Below are 16,729 nucleotides of genomic sequence, written 5' to 3'. Positions count from 1 at the left end.
TGCCGGCGTGCTTCACGGACCATGCGCTGGGCGCGCTCGCGCATCTCGTCGCTGAACTTCCTCGGTGCCGGCACGATCTCCACCTTCCCGTGGGATCAGAGCCTCCACCACATCCGGGGCGCTTCAGCCCGAGTCCGGGCACGCTTCCCGCGCACACCTGCCAGCGAACTGGTCCTGCTGCCGTCCCCACTCAAGAACCATGATGGGCGCCGCCCGATCACGATCTACTACCTGCGCGACAACCACCGCCGCTGGGCCAATTCGCTGCCCGAGCTCCCCGCGCTGGCTGCCGAGATCGTTGACGGACACACCCGAACCCGGGCGCTGCCGTTCCCGCGCGAGCGGATCCAGCCCTACTCCTGGCGCCACACCTACGCTCAACGCCACGCCGACGCCGGTATCGCCGTCGACGTGCTGTGCGAGCTGATGGACCACACCAGCATGGCCACCACCCAGGGCTACTACCGCGTCTCCGAGACTCGTCGCCGAGACGCCGTCGACCGCGTCACCGCCCTGCAATTCGACCGCCACGGACACCGCACCTGGCACCACGCCAGCGCGCTACTCGAGTCCGAACGCGCTCGGCGCGCCGTCGGCGAGGTCGCCGTGCCGTATGGCATCTGCACTGAACCGACCAATGTCGCCGCCGGCGGCGACGACTGCCCCGTCCGGTTCCGCTGCGTGGGCTGCGACCACTTCCGCACCGACGCCTCCTACCTCCCCGACCTCGAGGCCTACCTGGCCGATCTGCTGCGCAACCGCGAGCGACTCGCGTGCTTGACGAGTGCCGACAGCTGGGCCATCAGCGAGGCGACCCCCTCAGATGCCGAGATCACCAGGATCCGCGCCCTCATCAGCCAGATCACCCACCAGCTCGGCGATCTCGGTGAGCGCGAACAGGCAGCGCTACGCGATGCGGTCACCGTCGTGCGGCGGGCCCGCGGTGCCACTGTCGGTCTCGGGATGCCGACCATCCGCCACAGCCAGACTTCGCTCGCGGGAATAAGCCATGGCGACTGAAAGCTCAGTCGGACTTCCAGCGCGCCCGGGCGACGCGGCGCAGCGGCGGCATCGGCGCGTGGCCTCGGTGATCGCCCAAGCGGCCGAGGGCCAGCTCGACGCGTCGGTCTCTGCGATCGCCCGTAGAGCCGGGGTGCACCGAAGCTACGTCTACCGTCATCCCGATCTTGTTCAGCTGCTTCGTGAGATCAGCACCCGTGGTCCCGAGCCTGGCCAGAGCCCTGCCGACCGGGTCACCGAGGCGTCTCTGCGGGCCGATCTCGCTCACTGCCAGGATCGTGCACGACGGGCCGGTGTGCGGGTACGTGAGCTGGAGGCGCGCTTGTCTCGACAGCTGGGTCACCAGATCTGGCAGGTCTCCGGACTCGGCGCTGGCCCGGATATAGAGGCGGTCGAGCGTGAACGGGACGCGCTGGTCCAGCGCGTGGCCGATCTGGTCGTGGCGCTGCGCGAGCGCACCGACGAGCTCGACGCTGCTCGAGCGGTGAACCGCCGCCTGGTCGCGGAACTCAACAACGCACCGCGACCACCGTCAGAGGAGCCGGACTCGTCCTGAGGCGGAGCCACAGGGTCACAGGGCGTGCTGATGCGCGGCGGCTCTCGGCCGACGCGCTGGTCTCCCGATGATTCGCTCGACGCACTGGCGCGCAGTGCGGCCGGCTCCGACGAGGGTGGCGGAGGCGGACCCGGTCCAGTCGCCGTAGCCGAGGAGATGCAGTCGCGGCTCGTCGAGGCTCTGGGTGTCGTTCGTAGTTCTCGGGAGGCTCCGAGCGTCCAGGGGCAGCCCGAGTGGTGCGAGGTGGGCGAGGTCGGGGCGGAATCCGGTGCACCAGATGATGACGTCGAGTTCTGTCCTGCTGCCGTCGTCCCACACCACTCCGGTAGGTGTCATGCGGTCGAACATCGGTAGTGCGTGCAGTGCGCCACGGGCGCGGGCGTCCTGGACGATGGGGACCATGACGATGTCGCCGAGGGCGGCGATTCCGCCGTGGTCGGGTAGTCCTTGGCGTCGGGTGATTTCGCGCTGGCTGGCGAGGTCGAACAGGACGCGACCGTCGACGTCGTCGGGTAGGTAGCGGGGTTCGGCGAGGGTGAACCAGTGGGTGGTGGCGACGGTGGAGACTTCGGCCAGGATCTGGGCTGCGGAGTTCGCGGCGCCGACGACACCAACGTGCTGGCCACGGAAGGGCTCGGCGTGGTGGTAGCCGACGGCGTGTAGTTGGCGGCCGGTGAATGTGCTGCGGTCAGGCAGGTCAGGAACGTGGGGGCGGCGCCAGGTTCCGGTGGCGCTGATGACCGCGGACGCGTCCCATTGGCCCTTGGGGCCGCTGACCACGAGACGGTCGTCGTGGGCGTGCACTGCGGTGACCTCGACGGGGCGTTGGACGTCGAGGTCATAGCGCTGTTCGTAGCGGGTCAGGTAATCGCGGACGTGCCCGGCGGTGGGGAACGGTTCGCCGGGTTGGGCGGGCATGGGCCAGCCGGGCAGAGTGCTGTGGGTGGCGGGTGAGAACAGCCGCAGCGAGTCCCAGCCGTGGCGCCAGGCGCCTCCGGGACCAGTCTGAGCGTCGAGGATGACGAATCGGGCGCCCGCGCGTCGCAGGTAGTAGCCAGCGGCGAGCCCGGCCTGCCCGCCGCCGATGACGACGACGGGCAGGTCGTTCGGGGCACGACCGGTGGAGGTGCCGTGCTCGGTCATCGGGCTCGATAGGGCCCAACGAGTTCGGTGAGGAGAGACTCGACGCGGGCGGCGATGTCGTCTCGGACCAGGCGCATGCGTTCGATCCCTTCGATACCGCGCTGGGAGGGCTCATCGGTGTCCCAGTTGCGGACCTCGGTGTCGCCGCCGTCGATGTGGGCCTCGGATCCGAGGGTCACCACCAGGTCGACGTGCTTGAGCAGTTCGGGGTCGATCGCGGTCGGGGTCTGCCCGCTCATGTCCGCGCCGACTTCCGCGAGGACCTGCGTGGACAGGGCATTGACCTTCTCACCGGGAGCGGTGCCGGCGGAGTGGACGCGGACACGGTCACCGGCCTGGGCACGCATCAGGCCGGCAGCCATCTGGGACTTGCCGCCGTTGCGCACACACACGAACAGCACCGAGGGCGTGTCGGTCACGACGTGGCCGCCTGGGTGGGGGTGCCGGTCAGCTCGGCGAGCAGCGCACGGACGCGGTCGTCGATGTCGTCGCGGATCGGCCGGATCTCTTCGGCGGGTTTGCCCGCGGGGTCGGTGAGTTCCCAGTCGAGATAGCGCTTGCCGGGGAAGACCGGGCAGGCGTCGCCACAGCCCATGGTGATGACCACGTCGGCTGCTTCGACGGCGTCGGTGGTCAGCCGCTTGGGGAACTCGGTGTCGAGGGCGAGCCCGATCTCGGCCATGACCTGTCGGACGGCTGGGTTGATCGAGTCGGCCGGTTCCGAGCCTGCGGAGCGGACCGTGACGGTGCCGCGTGCGTGGTGGGCGAGCAGAGCGGCGGCCATCTGACTGCGACCGGCGTTGTGGACGCAGACGAACAGCACTTCGGGGACCGCGGGGGCGCTTGTCACGGGAACTCCTTGCTCGGCGACGGCGGCGTCGAGCCGCTCGAGGGCGTAGCGGGTCGCCAGGACGGGCAGGTGGGTGGTGATGCGGGCGGTGAGGGCGAGCTCGGTGAAGATGTCGAGGACAACGGCCTCGATCGTCTCGCGGCCGAACACCCCCTGGAATCGGCGGCACAGTTCGTCGACGCCGCGGTGAATCCGGGGGTTCGGGCTGTGCACCGCGAAGCTCTCCAGGTCCCGGCCGCTGCTCGGGCGTCGGGTGAGGATGTCGGCGACGGCGGGGCCGGGGTCGTTGTGCGCAGACGCGGAGCGCTCGTCCATGTCACGGCCACTACGTGCGGGGCGGAGTCGGCCGTGGGGGCACCGCGGTGTGCGCTGCGGCCTTGGTGCTCTGAAACAGGCGCCGGCGCAGCCACAGGGAGACATAGACCAGGCCGACCAGGACCGGGACCTCGATCAGCGGCCCGACGACCCCGGCCAGCGCCTGCCCGGAGGTGACGCCGAACGTGCCGATCGCCACGGCGATGGCGAGCTCGAAGTTGTTGCCCGCCGCAGTGAACGCCAGCGTCGTCGTGCGCTCGTAGCCCATGCCGACCGCGCGGCCCAGGGCGTAGGACCCGGCCCACATCAGGGCGAAGTAGGCCAGCAGCGGCAGCGCGATCCGGACCACGTCGAGGGGCTGGGAGGTGATGGCCTCGCCCTGCAGCGCGAACAGCAGCACGATGGTGAACAGCAGCCCGTAGAGCGCGAACGGCCCGATCCGCGGGATGAACTTCTCCTCGTACCAGGTGCGGCCCTTCGCGCGTTCGCCGAAGCGGCGGGTCAGGTAGCCGGCGAGCAGCGGGATGCCGAGGAACACCAGCACCGACTTGACGATGTCCCAGGTGGAGAACGCGAGATCGGTGACCGGAAGCCCGAGCCAGCCGGGCAGCACGGACAGATAGAACCAGCCGAGCAGGCCGAACATGACGACCTGGAACACCGAGTTCAGCGCGACCAGCACGGCGGCGGCTTCGCGGTCCCCGCAGGCGAGGTCGTTCCAGATGATCACCATGGCGATACACCGGGCGAGACCGACGATGATCAGACCTGTCCGGTACTCGGGCAGGTCGGGCAGCATCAGCCACGCCAGGGCGAACATCAGCGCCGGGCCCAGTACCCAGTTCAGCACCAGCGAGGTGATGAGCAGCCGGCGGTCGCCGGTGACGGTGTCGAGACGGTCGTAGCGGACCTTGGCCAGGACCGGGTACATCATGATCAGCAGGCCGAGCGCGATCGGCAGCGAGACGCCGTCGACGGCCAGTGCGTCCAGCGCGGGGGCGAGGCCGGGGACCAGGCGGCCGAGCAGGAGCCCGGCGACCATGGCGACGATGATCCAGACCGGAAGGAACCGGTCGAGGGTGGACAGGCGGGCGACGACGCCGGCCTCGGCCGGGTCGTTCGCGGCCTGTTGGGCAGCGCCTGTGGTGTTCTCCGTGCTCATGGTGCGACGGCCTCCGCCGTGATCAGGGTCGGGGTCAACAGATCGGAGAGCCGTTCCAGGCGTGCCGGGACGGCTCGGTAGTGGATCCAGGTACCGCGCCGCTCACCGGTGACGAGGCCGGCTTCGCGCAGGATCCTGAGGTGGTGCGAGATGGTGGGACCGGACAGTTCGAACTCCTCGCTCAGGTCGCAGACGCAGGCCTCTCCATCGGTGTGTGAGGCGATCAACGACAGCAGCCGCAGTCGAGCTGGGTCGCCCAGTGCTTTGAACGTCTGAGCGAGTTCGGCGGCGTGCTCGACCGGTAGCGGTTCGCCCACAAGCCTGCTCCAGCACCGCGGTGCTGAACCAGGCACATCGTGATTCGACATGCGTCTATCTTGACAGTCATCGAATCGATGAGCAAGCACTGGCTGGGCGAGACCTCGGCGGATCGACTCCAGACCGTCGCGTGCCGCGACCCCATCGCCCGAGTCGCTCGTCCAGCCTCCCCGCGGGCCGGGGCACAGGGGTCGCTGCGTCCCGTCGCCCTGCCAGCTCCATCGAACTTTCTGGATCCAAGACTCCGAATTCGGCCCGTGTTCAGGCCTCGTTCATATCGACATTGTTCGATCCAGGCGTCTTCGGCGGTAGCTCACGTGTGCGGGCTGTCGTCTCGACCCCGACGAGAGAGGCCGAGTTCACGTGAGAGTTCGACACATGCACCGGGCATCCGCTGCCCTGGTCGCGATCGCCGCGAGCGTCACGCTGGTGGCGTGCGGCGGTGGTGGCCAACAGCAGGGCCAGGGTGGTGGACAGGTCGCCGGGCCGGTGCTGATCGACGGATCCTCCACGGTGGAGCCCCTGTCCTCTGCGGCGGCAGAGCTCTACCAGGGCGAGAACCCCGATGTGAACGTGACCGTCGGGACCTCGGGGACCGGCGGCGGGTTCCAGAAGTTCTGCAACGGCGAGACCGACATCTCCAACGCCTCGCGCCCGATCTCCGACAGCGAGCGCCAGCAGTGCCAGGCCAACGGGATCGCCTTCGAGGAGCTGCAGGTCGCCAACGACGCACTGACGGTGGTGGTGAACCCCGCGAACACGTGGGCGAACTGCCTGACCGTGGAGCAGTTGCGGACGATGTGGGCACCCGGCTCGCAGGTCAGGTCGTGGAACCAGGTCGACCCGTCGTTCCCGGCCGAGCCGCTCGGTCTGTTCGGCGCGGGCGCGGACTCGGGGACCTTCGACTACTTCACCGACGAGATCGTCGGGGAGGAGGGCTCGTCGCGGACCGACTACAGCCCGTCGGAGAACGACAACGTGACCGTGCAGGGCGTCACCGGCGCGCCCGGTGCGCTGGGCTACTTCGGCTTCTCCTACTTCGAGGAGAACCAGCAGCGGCTCAAGGCGATGCAGGTCGACGGCGGGCAGGGCTGCGTCGCCCCGTCGGCGCAGACCGTGCAGGACGGGACCTACACCCCGCTGGGGCGCCCGCTGTTCATCTACGCCTCGGATGCCGGGCTGCGTAAGCCCCAGGTGCAGTCGTTCCTGGAGTTCTATCTCCAGCGCAACGACGAGATCGTGCAGGCAGCGCAGTTCGTGCCGATGACCGACCAGCAGAAGCAGGACTCCACCGCCAAGCTGGACCAGCTCCGCCAGCAGGCCGGAGGCTGAACCGATGGCGGTGACCACCGCCGGCCGCCCGCCCTCGCGCGCGGGCGGCCCCGGCCGTGACCTGACCCCCCGTTCACCCCGGATCGGCGAGAAGCTCATCGAGGGTCTGCTGGCCGCCGCGGCCGGAGTCTCGGTTCTGGTGACCGTCGGTATCATTGTTGCCCTCGTAGTCCCGCTGTTCACCTTCTTCGCCAACGTCAGTCCGATCGAGTTCCTCACCGGCACCACCTGGACCGCCTCGTTCGGCGACAAGTACTCCTGGGACAAGGACTGGGGCGTTCTGCCCCTGGTATCGGCGACCTTCATGGCCACCGGTATCGCGCTGGCCGTGGCGATCCCGGTGGGTCTGGGTATCGCCATGTTCCTGTCCGAGTACGCGACCACGAGAGTCCGCAAGGTCGTCAAGCCGATCCTGGAGCTGTTGGCAGGGATCCCGACGGTCGTCTATGGGTTCCTCGCCCTGACCGCGATCACACCGGTCCTGCAGCCGCTGCTGGGCATCCCGAACATCTATAACCTGCTCGTCGCCGGGATCGTCATGGGGTTCATGATCGTCCCGACGGTCGCGTCGTTGTCCGAGGACGCCATGTCCGCGGTGCCCCAGGCGCTGCGCGCCGGCTCTTACGCGCTCGGCGCGAACCGGCGGATCACCACGTTGAGCGTGGTGTTCCCCGCGGCACTGTCGGGGATCATCGCCGCCGTCGTGCTGGGGCTCTCGCGCGCGGTCGGCGAGACGATGATCCTCGCCGTCGCCGGCGGCAACCTCGCCCGCCTCACCGGCGACCCCCGCGAGGAGGCCCAGACCATGACCGCGTTCATCGCCCAGATCGCCAGCGGCGATGCACCACAGGGCAGCCCGGTCTACTACTCCCTGTTCGCCGTGGGAGCGCTGCTGTTCGCGATCACCCTGGTGATCAACCTGATCAGCATCCGGCTGGTCCGCCGATTCCGGCAGGTGTACTGATGACCTCCACCGAGTTACCGGCCCGCGCCGCGACCGGCCCCACCCTCACCCCGGGCCGGCGACGCCGCGACGGGGCGTCCACGGTGTTCGTCTGCGTGCTGTGGGCGTGTCTGCTGGTCGCGGCGTTGTTCCTGCTCTACGTCCTGCTCACCATCGTCGTGTCCGGGATCAGTCGCCTCGATGCGAACCTGCTCACCCAAGCGCCCTCCACGATCCGTCCGTCCACGGCCGGGGTGCAGCCCGCCATCGTGGGCACACTGCTGGTCGTCGGTGTCACCGCGCTGATCGCGCTGCCGCTGGGGATCGCCGCGGCGATCTATCTGGAGGAGTACGCCGACCCGCAGCGCTGGTTCAACCGGGCGATCGAGCTCAACGTGCAGAACCTCGCGGCCGTGCCCTCGATCATCTTCGGAATCCTGGTGCTCGCTTTCGTCGTGCGCGCACCGTTGAACCTCGGCGCCGTGGCACTGTCGGGCTCGATCGCGCTGGCCCTGCTGATCCTGCCGGTGGTCATCATCGCCACCCGCGAGTCACTGCGTGCGGTGCCGCGCGAGATCCGCGACGGCTCGCTCGCAGTCGGGGCGACCCGCTGGCAGACCGTGTGGCGTCAGCTCCTCCCTGCAGCGGTGCCCGGCATCGCGACCGGCTCGATCCTGGCCCTGTCACGGGCAGTCGGCGAAGCCGCACCCCTGATCCTCGTCGGCGCCACGACCTTCATCACCTTCACCCCCGACGGGCTGTTCTCCCGCTACACCGTCATGCCCGTCCAGATCTTCAACTTCGCCCTCCAGTCGCGCGAAGCGTTCGTCCCGCTGACCTACGCCGCGATCCTGCTGCTGATCGTCATCCTGCTCGCGCTCAACGGCACCGCGATCATGCTGCGCAACCGGTTCGCCCGCCGATGGTGAACCCAGAAAGGGACCAGCCCATGAGCACCACCCCCCACACCCGAGCCCCTCAGGACAGCAACCAGACCGGCAACTCCACACCGGCACCGGGCGTCCACGTCGCCGTCGGCGATGACACAGCTGAGCGCCCGCCGTCGGCCGGCGCGGCCATGACGACCGAGAATCTGCACGTCTACTACGGCGATTTTCTCGCCGTGCGCGAAGTCGACCTGCAGTTCGACGACCGCCGCATCACCGCGCTGATCGGCCCGTCGGGTTGCGGCAAGTCCACGGTCCTGCGCTGCCTCAACCGGATGAACGACCTCGTGCCCGGAGCCCGGGTCGAGGGCCGGGTGACCTATCACGGCACCGACATCTACGCCCCCGGCGTCGACGAGATCGAGGTCCGACGCCGGATCGGCATGGTCTTCCAGAAGCCCAACCCGTTCCCCAAGTCGATCTATGACAACGTCGCGTACGGCCCCCGCGTCACCGGCGCCAAGAGCGACCTCGACGACACCGTCGAACAGGCACTGCGCGGCGCCGCGCTCTGGGACGAGGTCAAGGACAAGCTCAAGCAGAACGCCTACGGCCTCTCCGGTGGCCAGCAGCAGCGCCTGTGCATCGCCCGGGCCATCGCCACCCGACCCGACGTCCTGCTGATGGACGAGCCCTGCTCGGCGCTCGACCCGATCGCGACCTCGAAGATCGAGGACCTGATGGGCGAGCTGGTCGAGGACTTCACGATCGTGATCGTCACCCACAACATGCAGCAGGCCGCCCGCGTCTCGCACAACACCGCGTTCTTCACCGCCCAGCCCGACGATCACGGCAACCGGGTGGGCACGCTGGTCGAGTTCGACCAGACCCGCACCATCTTCGAGGACCCGACCGACTCCCGTACGGAGGACTACATCTCGGGCAAGTTCGGCTGAGGCTTCCGTCGATGATGACCGAGGCCTGGGAGACCGACGGCCGCTCTCCCGTACAGATCCGCCGCCGCGCCTGCCTGGCCGGGGGCGACGACCACGCGAGCCCGGCGGTGGTTCTGTTCGTCGCGCGGCCGGTCGAGACGACAGCGATGCAACGGGAGTTGGCCGGGCAGCCCTTCGACCTGCACCCGGTCCACGACACCGCCGAAGCCCTGTTGGTCGTGGGCCGCACCTGCCCGGACGCGGTCGTACTCGCAGCAACCGACGGTCGGCTCTCGCCCGGCGAGTTCCTCGACGTGCTCCACGCTCTCGAGCCCGACCTGCGGATCATCGTCGGCGTCGGCGGGGACGACGACGGTGGCCTGGCCGCCCGGGCGGTCGCGCTGGGCGCCACCGTCACCGCCCGTCCGTTCGCCCCTGAGGCGCTGCTCGGGTTGATCGGTGCCGCGCTCGGTAACGCGCGCGTGGTGACTGCTCGTCCGCTGCCGATCGAGGTGGGTCGGTTACGGATCGACAGCGTCGCTCCCCGGATCTGGCTCGACGACACGTCGATCCGGCTGCCGCTGCGCGAGCATCTCGTGCTCCGCTACCTCGCCGCGCGCCCGGACGCTGTGATCAGCCGCCACGAGCTGGTCGCCGCGATCTGGGGCGAGCAGAGCACCGGCTCGGACAACTCGCTGAGCGTGCACGTCACCCGGCTGCGGCGGCGTCTGGCCGCAGCACGCTCCGAGGTCCGCATCGAGGCCGTCCGCGGTCTGGGCTATCAGCTGACCGCGACGCCGAACTCCTGAGCATCGCAGTATCCTGACAGGCGATGGGGGACCAGGACGCGCCACGCGACAACGATCCGCACGACACCCCGGTCGGTCGGGTCGAGACCGTTGCCGATGCGACCGCATCGTTGTTCAAGGCGCTCGCCGACCCGCTGCGGCTGCAGCTGGTCGGGCTGGCAGGCCAGGCCCCCGGCGGCGAATTGTGTTTCTGCGACCTGATCGAGGTCTTCCCACAGCCGCAGTCCACACTGAGCCACCATCTACGGGTCCTCGTTCGCGCGGGCGTGATGTCGCGTGAACGGCGCGGCACCTGGAGCTGGTATCGGCTCGAACCCGACTTCGTCGATCAGATCAACGACGCGTTGAGCCTGGACGGGCTGTTCCACCAGCTGCTGCGCCTGGAGCACGCCGACAACCCCAAGCTCATCAGCACCGACCACAGCCGACCGTCCCGGTGCAAGGATCTCGACACCGACTGCACGTGACACGTCGTGGACATCGTCCGACGCAGGGCCATGGCGCTCCGACCCCGTGGCAGGTGTGACCCGGCCGAACCGGCGTGACCCCGCCCGGCTCCTCCCGAGCACCACCCGGCACCGCGCCTCGGCCGTCAAGTACGGGTATCCGCGGGTGGGGGGATCCAGCGACGTCGACCTCGATGTTGGTTCGACAGCTGCCTAAGTTGACGCTCTTCGAAATAAGGTCCACGATGACCTGGATCGGAACCTGTCGATTCAAGGTGGTGGAGGGGCGTATGTCGTCCGAGGCGGAGCTGATCGAGATCGAGAAGGAACTTCGACGTTCGGATCCCGGGTTCGTCCGGTCGTGGGAGCGGCAGGCTTCCGGCCCCCGTGACCTGGTCGCGTTCGCCGTGTCGGGCTGCCTGGTCGCCACTGCTGCCATGCTGCTGGGATTCGGCCTGCTCACAGTGGATCGTGGACTCGTACAAGGCGCCGGAATGGTCGTGCTGTGCTTGCCGGTGGGCTGGCTGGTGGCGGCGGCGCGCCGCTTCACCAAGCCCGCGCGCACGCATCACCCCTGAGCGGGCATGGCGAGCCACTGCGGGGCTGCCGCCTCTGTGGATCGGGCCCGGAGGGTGCCGGACAGCCGCGACCGATCAACGTCTCAGGCGGAGGCGGGCTCCGCCGCGCGGTCGACCCGCTGCTGCGGCGCGAGCAGCGCGGACAGGCGAGCGAGGGTCTGGGGTACCACCCGGTAGTAGACCCAGGTCCCTCGCCGCTCGCCGGTGATCAGACCGGCCTCGCGCAGCACCTTGAGGTGGTGCGAGATCGTGGGTCCGGACACGTCGAACACCTCGGACACGTCGCACACGCAAGCTTCGCCGCCGGCGTGGGAGGCGATCAGCGACAGCAGACGCAGACGAACCGGATCCCCGATCGCCTTGAACGTCCGAGCCAGCTCACCCGACCGTGCCTCGTCGAGCGGCCGGTCGACCAGCACCGAATCGCATGCCGAGTCCACGACCTCCACAGCTCGCTGATTAGACATATGTCTATTCTCCGGTGTGCGGTGGTTCCAGTGCAAGTACCCGCGCTCATCGGTTCCCCTCACCGGTCGAGGGTGGCTCCGGGTTCGCGGCGGCCGGGATGGTCCACACGCCGAGCAGCATCGCGAGAGACGCGGCGCCGGCGAGCAGCAGGAACACCGGCGTGTAGCTGCCCAACGGTTCGGCCAGCGCGCTGCCCGCCCACGGCGACACCGCAACCGCGATCATGACCGGTGCGGACACGATCCCGTTCAGTCTGCCGTAGGCGCGGGGATGCCACCGGTCCGACAGCGCCGTGGCCTGCAGCAGTGTGAACACCCCCCGGGCCGCGCCCGCCAACATCGCCGCAGCGATCAACACCCAGGCCGGCCCAGGCAGCACGGCGAGCAGCGCGGACGTCGCCGCGAGAGCGCCCATGATGATCACCACGCGGCCACGCACGGAGCTGCGCCGGATCAGTGGGGCGTAGCCCAGGCGCCCCAGGACCTGGCCCAGGCCACCGAGTCCCAGTGCCCACGCCGCGACCTCGGTCGACAACCCTCGCTCGAGCAGCAGCGGGACCTGATTGACAGTGACGGCGAACGAGGTGAACCCGCCGAGAGTGACCACCGCGACCAACAGCACGAACGCGCGGCTACACCGGATCCGCTCCGGGTCGTCGTCGACCACGGCTGAGGCGCCACCGCCGAGGACGGGATCGGCCACCGGGTCCGGCCACGGTCCGCGCAGCCCGACCAGGTGGGCCGGGACCGTGATCGCGCCCAGCACCACGGCGAGCACGACGTAGGTGCCACGCCACCCCAGCGGATCCAGCAAGGCCGCACTCAGCGGAGCGAACACGGTGCTGGCCAGCCCGGCGACCAGGGTCAGCACCGTCAACGCCCGGACCCGGTCGGCACCCCACCACCGTGTCAGCGCCGCGAACGCCGGCGGATAGAACGTCGCCGCCTGCGCGACCCCGGCCAGCAGCCACGCGGCCACGAACGCCGGCAACGATCCTGCGAAGGCGATCAACAGCGTCGCCGGCACTGCGATCACCGAACCCGCGGTCATCACCCAACGCGGACCGTGCCGGTCCAACACCCGTCCGACCGGGAGACCGACAACCGCCGAGACCACCAGCCCCGCCGAGAACGCGGCAGTGACCTCGGGCACCGACCAACCGGTGTCGGCGGCGATCGAGGACGCGAGCACCGGGAACGCGTAGTAGAGCACCCCCCAGCTGGTGATCTGGGTCAGGCACAGGACCAGAAGTACTCGCTGTCGTCCGCGCCGGGACAACCCGTCGCCCGCGACGTCGGCCCGCCCCCCACCCGCGGGAGCGGGACGGGCCCGCCCCGGGCTCACGCCGACGACACTGCGCCAGCCGACGACACTGCGCCCGCCGAGGACGGCACCGACGCCGGTACAGCGGACCCGCAACACCCGCTGCCGGTCTCGGTCTCCGCGATCGACTCGTCGGAGTCGAACAGCCCGGCACCGCCGCAGACGCCGGTCTCGTTGAGCACCAGCTCGACCCGAGCGGCAGCCTCGTGATCACCAGCGAGCGCGTCGGCGATCGAGCGGACCTGCTCGTAACCGGTGCGGGCCAGGAACGTCGGCGCCCGCCCGTAGCTCTTCATCCCCGCCATGTAGAACCCCGGCTCCGGATGAGCCAACTCCGCAGCACCGTGCGGGTACACCGTCCCGCAGGAGTGCGCGTTCGGGTCGATCAACGGCGCCAACCGGACCGGAGCCTGCAGCGCCGGATCCAGCTCGGTACGCACCTCCGAGAGCCAGCTCAGATCGGGGCGGAACCCGGTCAGCACCAGGACTTCATCGACGTCGTCCACCTCGCGTCCGTCGTCGGCGACCAGCCTCAGCCGCCCCTCGGCCACCGGGTCGACACGCTCGGTGCGGAACCCGAACACCGGTGTCACCAGACCCGCGTCGACAGCCTCCGCCGCCCGCGACCCCAGCGCGCCCCGAGCAGGGAGCTGGTCGGCCTCCCCGCCGCCGAAGACCTGCCCGAACCCGGATCGGCGCAGCAACCAGCTCACCCGCGTCCCCTGCACCTCCCGCGCCAGACCGGCAAGGCCGGCCAACGCGGTCAACGCCGAATGCCCGGAACCCACCACGGCCACGTGCCCCCCACCGAACCGGGCCCGCTCGACCGGGTCGGCCAGATTCGGGATCGCAGCCTGCACCCGATCCCCCGCCGCCGCCTCCCCTGTCGCGGGCAGGCCGTCACCCCCGAGCGGGTTCGGCGAGGTCCAGGTGCCCGACGCGTCGATCACCGCACGCGCCGGGATCCGCTCACCGGCATCGGTGTGCACGACCAGCGGTTCGGTCTCGCGACCGGCGTCGACGACCCGATCCCGCCCCCGACGGGTCACGCCGACCACCCGCACCCCGGCCCGCACCCGCTCTCCCAGCGCCGCGGCCAGCGGCGCGAGATAGCCCGCGGCCCATTCGGCACCAGTCGGATACGCCTGCGGGTCCGGAACCGTCCAACCGGCGCCGGCGAGCAGCCGCTCCGCTGCCGGGTCGGTCAGCCACCCCCACGGCGAGAACAGCCGGACATGCCCCCATTCCAGCACCGATGTCGCCGCCGTCGGCCCAGCCTCGAGCACGAGCGGCTCCAACCCCCGCTCGGCGAGCTCGGCCGCGGCCGCCAAGCCCACCGGCCCGGCCCCGATCACCACGACCGGCAGTCCCTCGTTCACACCCATCACGCCTCCATCGATACTCATCGATCGTTCTCTCGGAATCTATCGACGTGGATGGATGGACGCAACCATCGATCGTGGTCGATACTGAGGGCATGAGCGTGCTCGCGACCGACCCGCAGGCGGTGCAGCTTCCCCACGACGACGCCGCTACCTACGCGTCCTGGTTCGCGTGTCTGGCCGAGCCGGTCCGCGTCCGGCTGCTGCACGCCATCGCCTCGGCTGCTCGGCCCGTCCCGGTCGGGCGCCTGGCCGAGCTGGTCGGGATCAGCCAGGCCACCTGCTCACATCACCTGCGCAAACTCGCCGAGACCGGCTTCGTCGCGCTGCGCAAGGAAGGCACCACCACCCAGGTCAGCGTCAATCCCACCTGCTGTGCCGGACTCCCGCACGCCGCCGACGCCGTCATGGGCCTGCTCGCCCCCCGCCCCTGCTGCCCTAACGACATCCCCGACGACGTCACCGTGCACGCGATGACCGAGCACGACTGGACCGCCGTGCAGCGCATCTACGGCGAGGGCATCGACACCGGAGACGCCACCTTCGACACCGAAGTCCCCGACCGCGCCGTCCTCGACACCACATGGCTGAACGGGCACCGATGGGTCGCCGAGATCGACGGCCGGGTCGTGGGCTGGACCGCCCTCAGCGCCGTGTCGGCCCGGCCGATCTACCGAGGCGTCGCCGACGCCGCAATCTATGTGGCCGAAGACCATCGCGGCCGCGGCGTCGGCAGAGCGCTCATCCGCCAACAAGTATGCGCCGCGGACGATGCCGGCCTCTGGACCCTGCAGGCGACGATCTTCCCCGAGAACCGCGCCGGCCTCGCACTGCACCGCACCGCCGGCTACCGCACCCTCGGCGTCCGCGAACGCATCGGAGAACACCACGGCAACTGGCGCGACACCGTCCTCCTCGAAAGACGCCGACCACAAGAGTGACCGAGGCTGGGTCGACCTGCTGGACGTGGTGCCGCGACCGCAGCTGCACCGCCACTCTGGGCAGGGCGCGGATCAGACAGTGTCCCGGGGCAGGCGCCAGGAGGGTCCAGGCGCGAGGCTCACCGTGCCTGGGGCTAGGACACAACCTTCAGATGCTTGAGGGAAGCCGACCGGATCCATCCACGCCTCCAGCTGTGCGTACACGAGGCGCTGACACGGGCCAGTCTCGTCGTTGGGAGACCATGACCTGAGCGTGGCCACCTCGGTCGTCGGCGAGCTCAGTGCCGGGCGAGTTTGACCGCGGAGATCAGGAGGATCGCGGCGAGGATCGGGACGAGTACGAGGTCGGGGGCGGCTCCGAGGAGCAGACCGCCGACGAGCGCACCGATGACTGATCCGGCGATCATGACGGCGGTGAATCTCAGGTTCCAGCGCAGTACCTGGAAGCTCTGGTCGCGGCTGTATCGGGCGAAGGCGACCAGCATGGTGGGCAGTGACACCGCGAGCGAGAGACTGCCGGCGAGCTTGACGTCGACGGCATAGAGCAGGGTGATGGTGGGGATGAGCAGCTCGCCGCCGGCCACGCCCATGATCGCGGCGACGACGCCGATACCGAACCCGGCCACCACCCCGGTCACGACTAGCAGCGGTGCGGGGATGTCGAGCACCGGCAGGCTGGTGAGGTGGGTGAGCACGAGCGCTGCGGCCATGGCGACCATGAGCACCGCGAGGACGCGGTAGAGCGTGGTCGTGCGCATCCGGGTCGCCCAGGTCGCGCCGGCCCACGCACCGAGCAGGCTGCCGGCGAGCAGGTTCGCCGCGATGAGCCAGTGCGCGCTGAGTTCGCTGAACCCGACGGTGGCCAGCCGGGCGGGAAGCGCAGTGAGCACGACCACCAGGCTCATCGCCTTGTTCAGGATGACCGCGGACAACGCGGCGAACCCGAACAACCCGATCAGCAGGGGAAGCCGGAACTCGGCCCCGCCGAGGCCGATCATCCCCCCGAGCACGCCGACCGCACCGCCGGAAACGAAGGCCAGCACCATGGTCGCGGGCCCACCGGCCACGTGCGCGATGGTTCGATCACCTTCCACCCGTCGCTGGGCTGCTCGCAGCCATCCGCCGCCGTGAGACGCCGTGGCCGATCTGGAGGCGGGTTCGTTGCTCATATGCTCCTCGTGCCGCCGCGGGCACTGAGCCTTTGCCAACCTGATCATCCGTTGGCGATCATGAGGGTCTGAACTGCGGCGACGAGCTCGGCGGCCCGGGCCGGGCAGGATCTGATCTTGCGCAGAACCTTCCAGTTCTTCAGCTCGGCGTT

The 16,729-nt window shown here is 69.6% G+C and carries 18 protein-coding genes and 2 pseudogenes; 10 read left to right on the top strand and 10 right to left on the bottom strand.

What is annotated here, in order from left to right; genetic code table 11:
- Together WHI96_RS26510 and WHI96_RS26505 are read left to right on the top strand one after the other, a co-directional pair.
- Positions 1–1,020 (top strand): annotated as a pseudogene (locus WHI96_RS26510) (hypothetical protein); the annotation flags it as partial.
- Between the two features lie 58 nt (positions 1,021–1,078).
- Positions 1,079–1,576 carry a hypothetical protein gene (locus tag WHI96_RS26505; RefSeq protein WP_345649209.1) on the top strand — a complete coding sequence of 166 codons (498 nt, stop codon included), beginning with the start codon at positions 1,079–1,081 and terminating at the stop codon, positions 1,574–1,576.
- 15 nt (positions 1,577–1,591) lie between these two features.
- Here WHI96_RS26505 and WHI96_RS26500 read toward each other — a convergent pair whose 3' ends face one another.
- The 6 genes and pseudogenes from WHI96_RS26500 to WHI96_RS26480 all read right to left on the bottom strand — a co-directional run bounded on the left by WHI96_RS26500 (position 1,592) and on the right by WHI96_RS26480 (position 5,414).
- Entirely contained in the window at positions 1,592–2,719 is a 1,128-nt protein-coding gene (locus WHI96_RS26500; protein ID WP_345649212.1) for an ArsO family NAD(P)H-dependent flavin-containing monooxygenase, read from the bottom strand.
- The gene (locus WHI96_RS26495) at positions 2,716–3,138 is read right to left on the bottom strand and encodes an arsenate-mycothiol transferase ArsC (protein WP_281010788.1); all 423 of its coding nucleotides are present in this window, start codon (positions 3,136–3,138) and stop codon (positions 2,716–2,718) included. Before WHI96_RS26495 ends, WHI96_RS26500 begins: the two co-directional genes overlap by 4 nt.
- Complete coding sequence (locus WHI96_RS28015) at positions 3,135–3,569, bottom strand: arsenate reductase ArsC (RefSeq protein WP_425571655.1); 435 nt, start codon at positions 3,567–3,569, stop codon at positions 3,135–3,137. Before WHI96_RS28015 ends, WHI96_RS26495 begins: the two co-directional genes overlap by 4 nt.
- Before the next feature lie 36 nt (positions 3,570–3,605).
- A pseudogene (locus tag WHI96_RS28010) lies at positions 3,606–3,884 on the bottom strand (three-helix bundle dimerization domain-containing protein); the annotation flags it as partial.
- A gap of 10 nt (positions 3,885–3,894) precedes the next feature.
- Complete coding sequence (gene arsB / locus WHI96_RS26485; RefSeq protein ID WP_281010790.1) at positions 3,895–5,046, bottom strand: ACR3 family arsenite efflux transporter; 1,152 nt, start codon at positions 5,044–5,046, stop codon at positions 3,895–3,897.
- Positions 5,043–5,414, bottom strand: coding sequence for an ArsR/SmtB family transcription factor (locus WHI96_RS26480; RefSeq protein ID WP_281010793.1), 372 nt, complete (start codon positions 5,412–5,414; stop codon positions 5,043–5,045). The genes arsB and WHI96_RS26480 overlap by 4 nt, the downstream gene beginning before the upstream one ends.
- Positions 5,415–5,742: 328 nt before the next feature.
- On the opposite strand from WHI96_RS26480, the gene WHI96_RS26475 reads away from it, so the two are divergent.
- The 7 genes from WHI96_RS26475 (at position 5,743) to WHI96_RS26445 (ending at position 11,294) form a co-directional block, all read left to right on the top strand.
- Positions 5,743–6,696 carry a PstS family phosphate ABC transporter substrate-binding protein gene (locus WHI96_RS26475; protein ID WP_281010794.1) on the top strand — a complete coding sequence of 318 codons (954 nt, stop codon included), beginning with the start codon at positions 5,743–5,745 and terminating at the stop codon, positions 6,694–6,696.
- 4 nt (positions 6,697–6,700) lie between these two features.
- Entirely contained in the window at positions 6,701–7,660 is a 960-nt protein-coding gene (pstC, locus tag WHI96_RS26470; RefSeq protein ID WP_281010795.1) for a phosphate ABC transporter permease subunit PstC, read from the top strand.
- Positions 7,660–8,568 (top strand): phosphate ABC transporter permease PstA, encoded by a 909-nt coding sequence (pstA, locus tag WHI96_RS26465; protein ID WP_281010796.1) that lies wholly within the window; start codon positions 7,660–7,662, stop codon positions 8,566–8,568. The genes pstC and pstA overlap by 1 nt, the downstream gene beginning before the upstream one ends.
- Positions 8,569–8,717: 149 nt before the next feature.
- Positions 8,718–9,482, top strand: coding sequence for a phosphate ABC transporter ATP-binding protein PstB (pstB, locus tag WHI96_RS26460; protein WP_345649237.1), 765 nt, complete (start codon positions 8,718–8,720; stop codon positions 9,480–9,482).
- Between the two features lie 11 nt (positions 9,483–9,493).
- Complete coding sequence (locus tag WHI96_RS26455; RefSeq protein ID WP_281010798.1) at positions 9,494–10,270, top strand: winged helix-turn-helix transcriptional regulator; 777 nt, start codon at positions 9,494–9,496, stop codon at positions 10,268–10,270.
- 23 nt (positions 10,271–10,293) lie between these two features.
- Positions 10,294–10,737 carry an ArsR/SmtB family transcription factor gene (locus WHI96_RS26450; RefSeq protein ID WP_345649225.1) on the top strand — a complete coding sequence of 148 codons (444 nt, stop codon included), beginning with the start codon at positions 10,294–10,296 and terminating at the stop codon, positions 10,735–10,737.
- A 224-nt stretch (positions 10,738–10,961) separates the two neighbouring features.
- A complete protein-coding gene (locus WHI96_RS26445; protein ID WP_345649228.1) occupies positions 10,962–11,294 on the top strand; it encodes a DUF3040 domain-containing protein in 333 nt (110 codons plus the stop codon).
- An 83-nt stretch (positions 11,295–11,377) separates the two neighbouring features.
- Here the strand turns inward: WHI96_RS26445 and WHI96_RS26440 are convergent, their stop codons facing one another.
- From WHI96_RS26440 to WHI96_RS26430, 3 genes are all read right to left on the bottom strand, one after another.
- Positions 11,378–11,761: an ArsR/SmtB family transcription factor gene (locus WHI96_RS26440; protein ID WP_281010801.1), complete on the bottom strand. Its 384-nt coding sequence runs from the start codon at positions 11,759–11,761 to the stop codon at positions 11,378–11,380.
- 46 nt (positions 11,762–11,807) lie between these two features.
- Positions 11,808–13,010 carry an MFS transporter gene (locus tag WHI96_RS26435; protein ID WP_281010933.1) on the bottom strand — a complete coding sequence of 401 codons (1,203 nt, stop codon included), beginning with the start codon at positions 13,008–13,010 and terminating at the stop codon, positions 11,808–11,810.
- Between the two features lie 92 nt (positions 13,011–13,102).
- Positions 13,103–14,470, bottom strand: coding sequence for an FAD-dependent oxidoreductase (locus WHI96_RS26430; protein ID WP_345649231.1), 1,368 nt, complete (start codon positions 14,468–14,470; stop codon positions 13,103–13,105).
- Positions 14,471–14,562: 92 nt separating this feature from the next.
- Here WHI96_RS26430 and WHI96_RS26425 point away from each other — a divergent pair, with 92 nt between their 5' ends.
- Positions 14,563–15,408: a helix-turn-helix domain-containing GNAT family N-acetyltransferase gene (locus WHI96_RS26425; protein WP_281010803.1), complete on the top strand. Its 846-nt coding sequence runs from the start codon at positions 14,563–14,565 to the stop codon at positions 15,406–15,408.
- A 278-nt stretch (positions 15,409–15,686) separates the two neighbouring features.
- Here the strand turns inward: WHI96_RS26425 and WHI96_RS26420 are convergent, their stop codons facing one another.
- Positions 15,687–16,475, bottom strand: a complete 789-nt coding sequence (locus WHI96_RS26420) for a sulfite exporter TauE/SafE family protein (RefSeq protein ID WP_345649234.1) — start codon at positions 16,473–16,475, stop codon at positions 15,687–15,689.
- Positions 16,476–16,729 lie beyond the last annotated feature (254 nt).

It is taken from the genome of Pseudonocardia tropica (assembly GCF_040105315.1).
GTDB lineage: Bacteria > Actinomycetota > Actinomycetes > Mycobacteriales > Pseudonocardiaceae > Pseudonocardia > Pseudonocardia alni.
This window is presented reverse-complemented; position numbering and strand designations above follow the sequence as displayed.

Coding starts and splice junctions, on each gene's coding strand:
- arsB (WP_281010790.1), bottom strand. CDS start 5,046: ATGAGCACGGAGAACACCACAGGCGCTGCCCAACAGGCCGCGAACGAC.
- WHI96_RS26430 (WP_345649231.1), bottom strand. CDS start 14,470: ATGGGTGTGAACGAGGGACTGCCGGTCGTGGTGATCGGGGCCGGGCCG.
- pstC (WP_281010795.1), top strand. CDS start 6,701: ATGGCGGTGACCACCGCCGGCCGCCCGCCCTCGCGCGCGGGCGGCCCC.
- WHI96_RS26455 (WP_281010798.1), top strand. CDS start 9,494: ATGATGACCGAGGCCTGGGAGACCGACGGCCGCTCTCCCGTACAGATC.
- WHI96_RS26480 (WP_281010793.1), bottom strand. CDS start 5,414: ATGTCGAATCACGATGTGCCTGGTTCAGCACCGCGGTGCTGGAGCAGG.
- WHI96_RS26475 (WP_281010794.1), top strand. CDS start 5,743: ATGCACCGGGCATCCGCTGCCCTGGTCGCGATCGCCGCGAGCGTCACG.
- pstA (WP_281010796.1), top strand. CDS start 7,660: ATGACCTCCACCGAGTTACCGGCCCGCGCCGCGACCGGCCCCACCCTC.
- WHI96_RS26425 (WP_281010803.1), top strand. CDS start 14,563: ATGAGCGTGCTCGCGACCGACCCGCAGGCGGTGCAGCTTCCCCACGAC.
- WHI96_RS26440 (WP_281010801.1), bottom strand. CDS start 11,761: ATGTCTAATCAGCGAGCTGTGGAGGTCGTGGACTCGGCATGCGATTCG.
- WHI96_RS26450 (WP_345649225.1), top strand. CDS start 10,294: ATGGGGGACCAGGACGCGCCACGCGACAACGATCCGCACGACACCCCG.
- pstB (WP_345649237.1), top strand. CDS start 8,718: ATGACGACCGAGAATCTGCACGTCTACTACGGCGATTTTCTCGCCGTG.
- WHI96_RS26445 (WP_345649228.1), top strand. CDS start 10,962: ATGACCTGGATCGGAACCTGTCGATTCAAGGTGGTGGAGGGGCGTATG.
- WHI96_RS26500 (WP_345649212.1), bottom strand. CDS start 2,719: ATGACCGAGCACGGCACCTCCACCGGTCGTGCCCCGAACGACCTGCCC.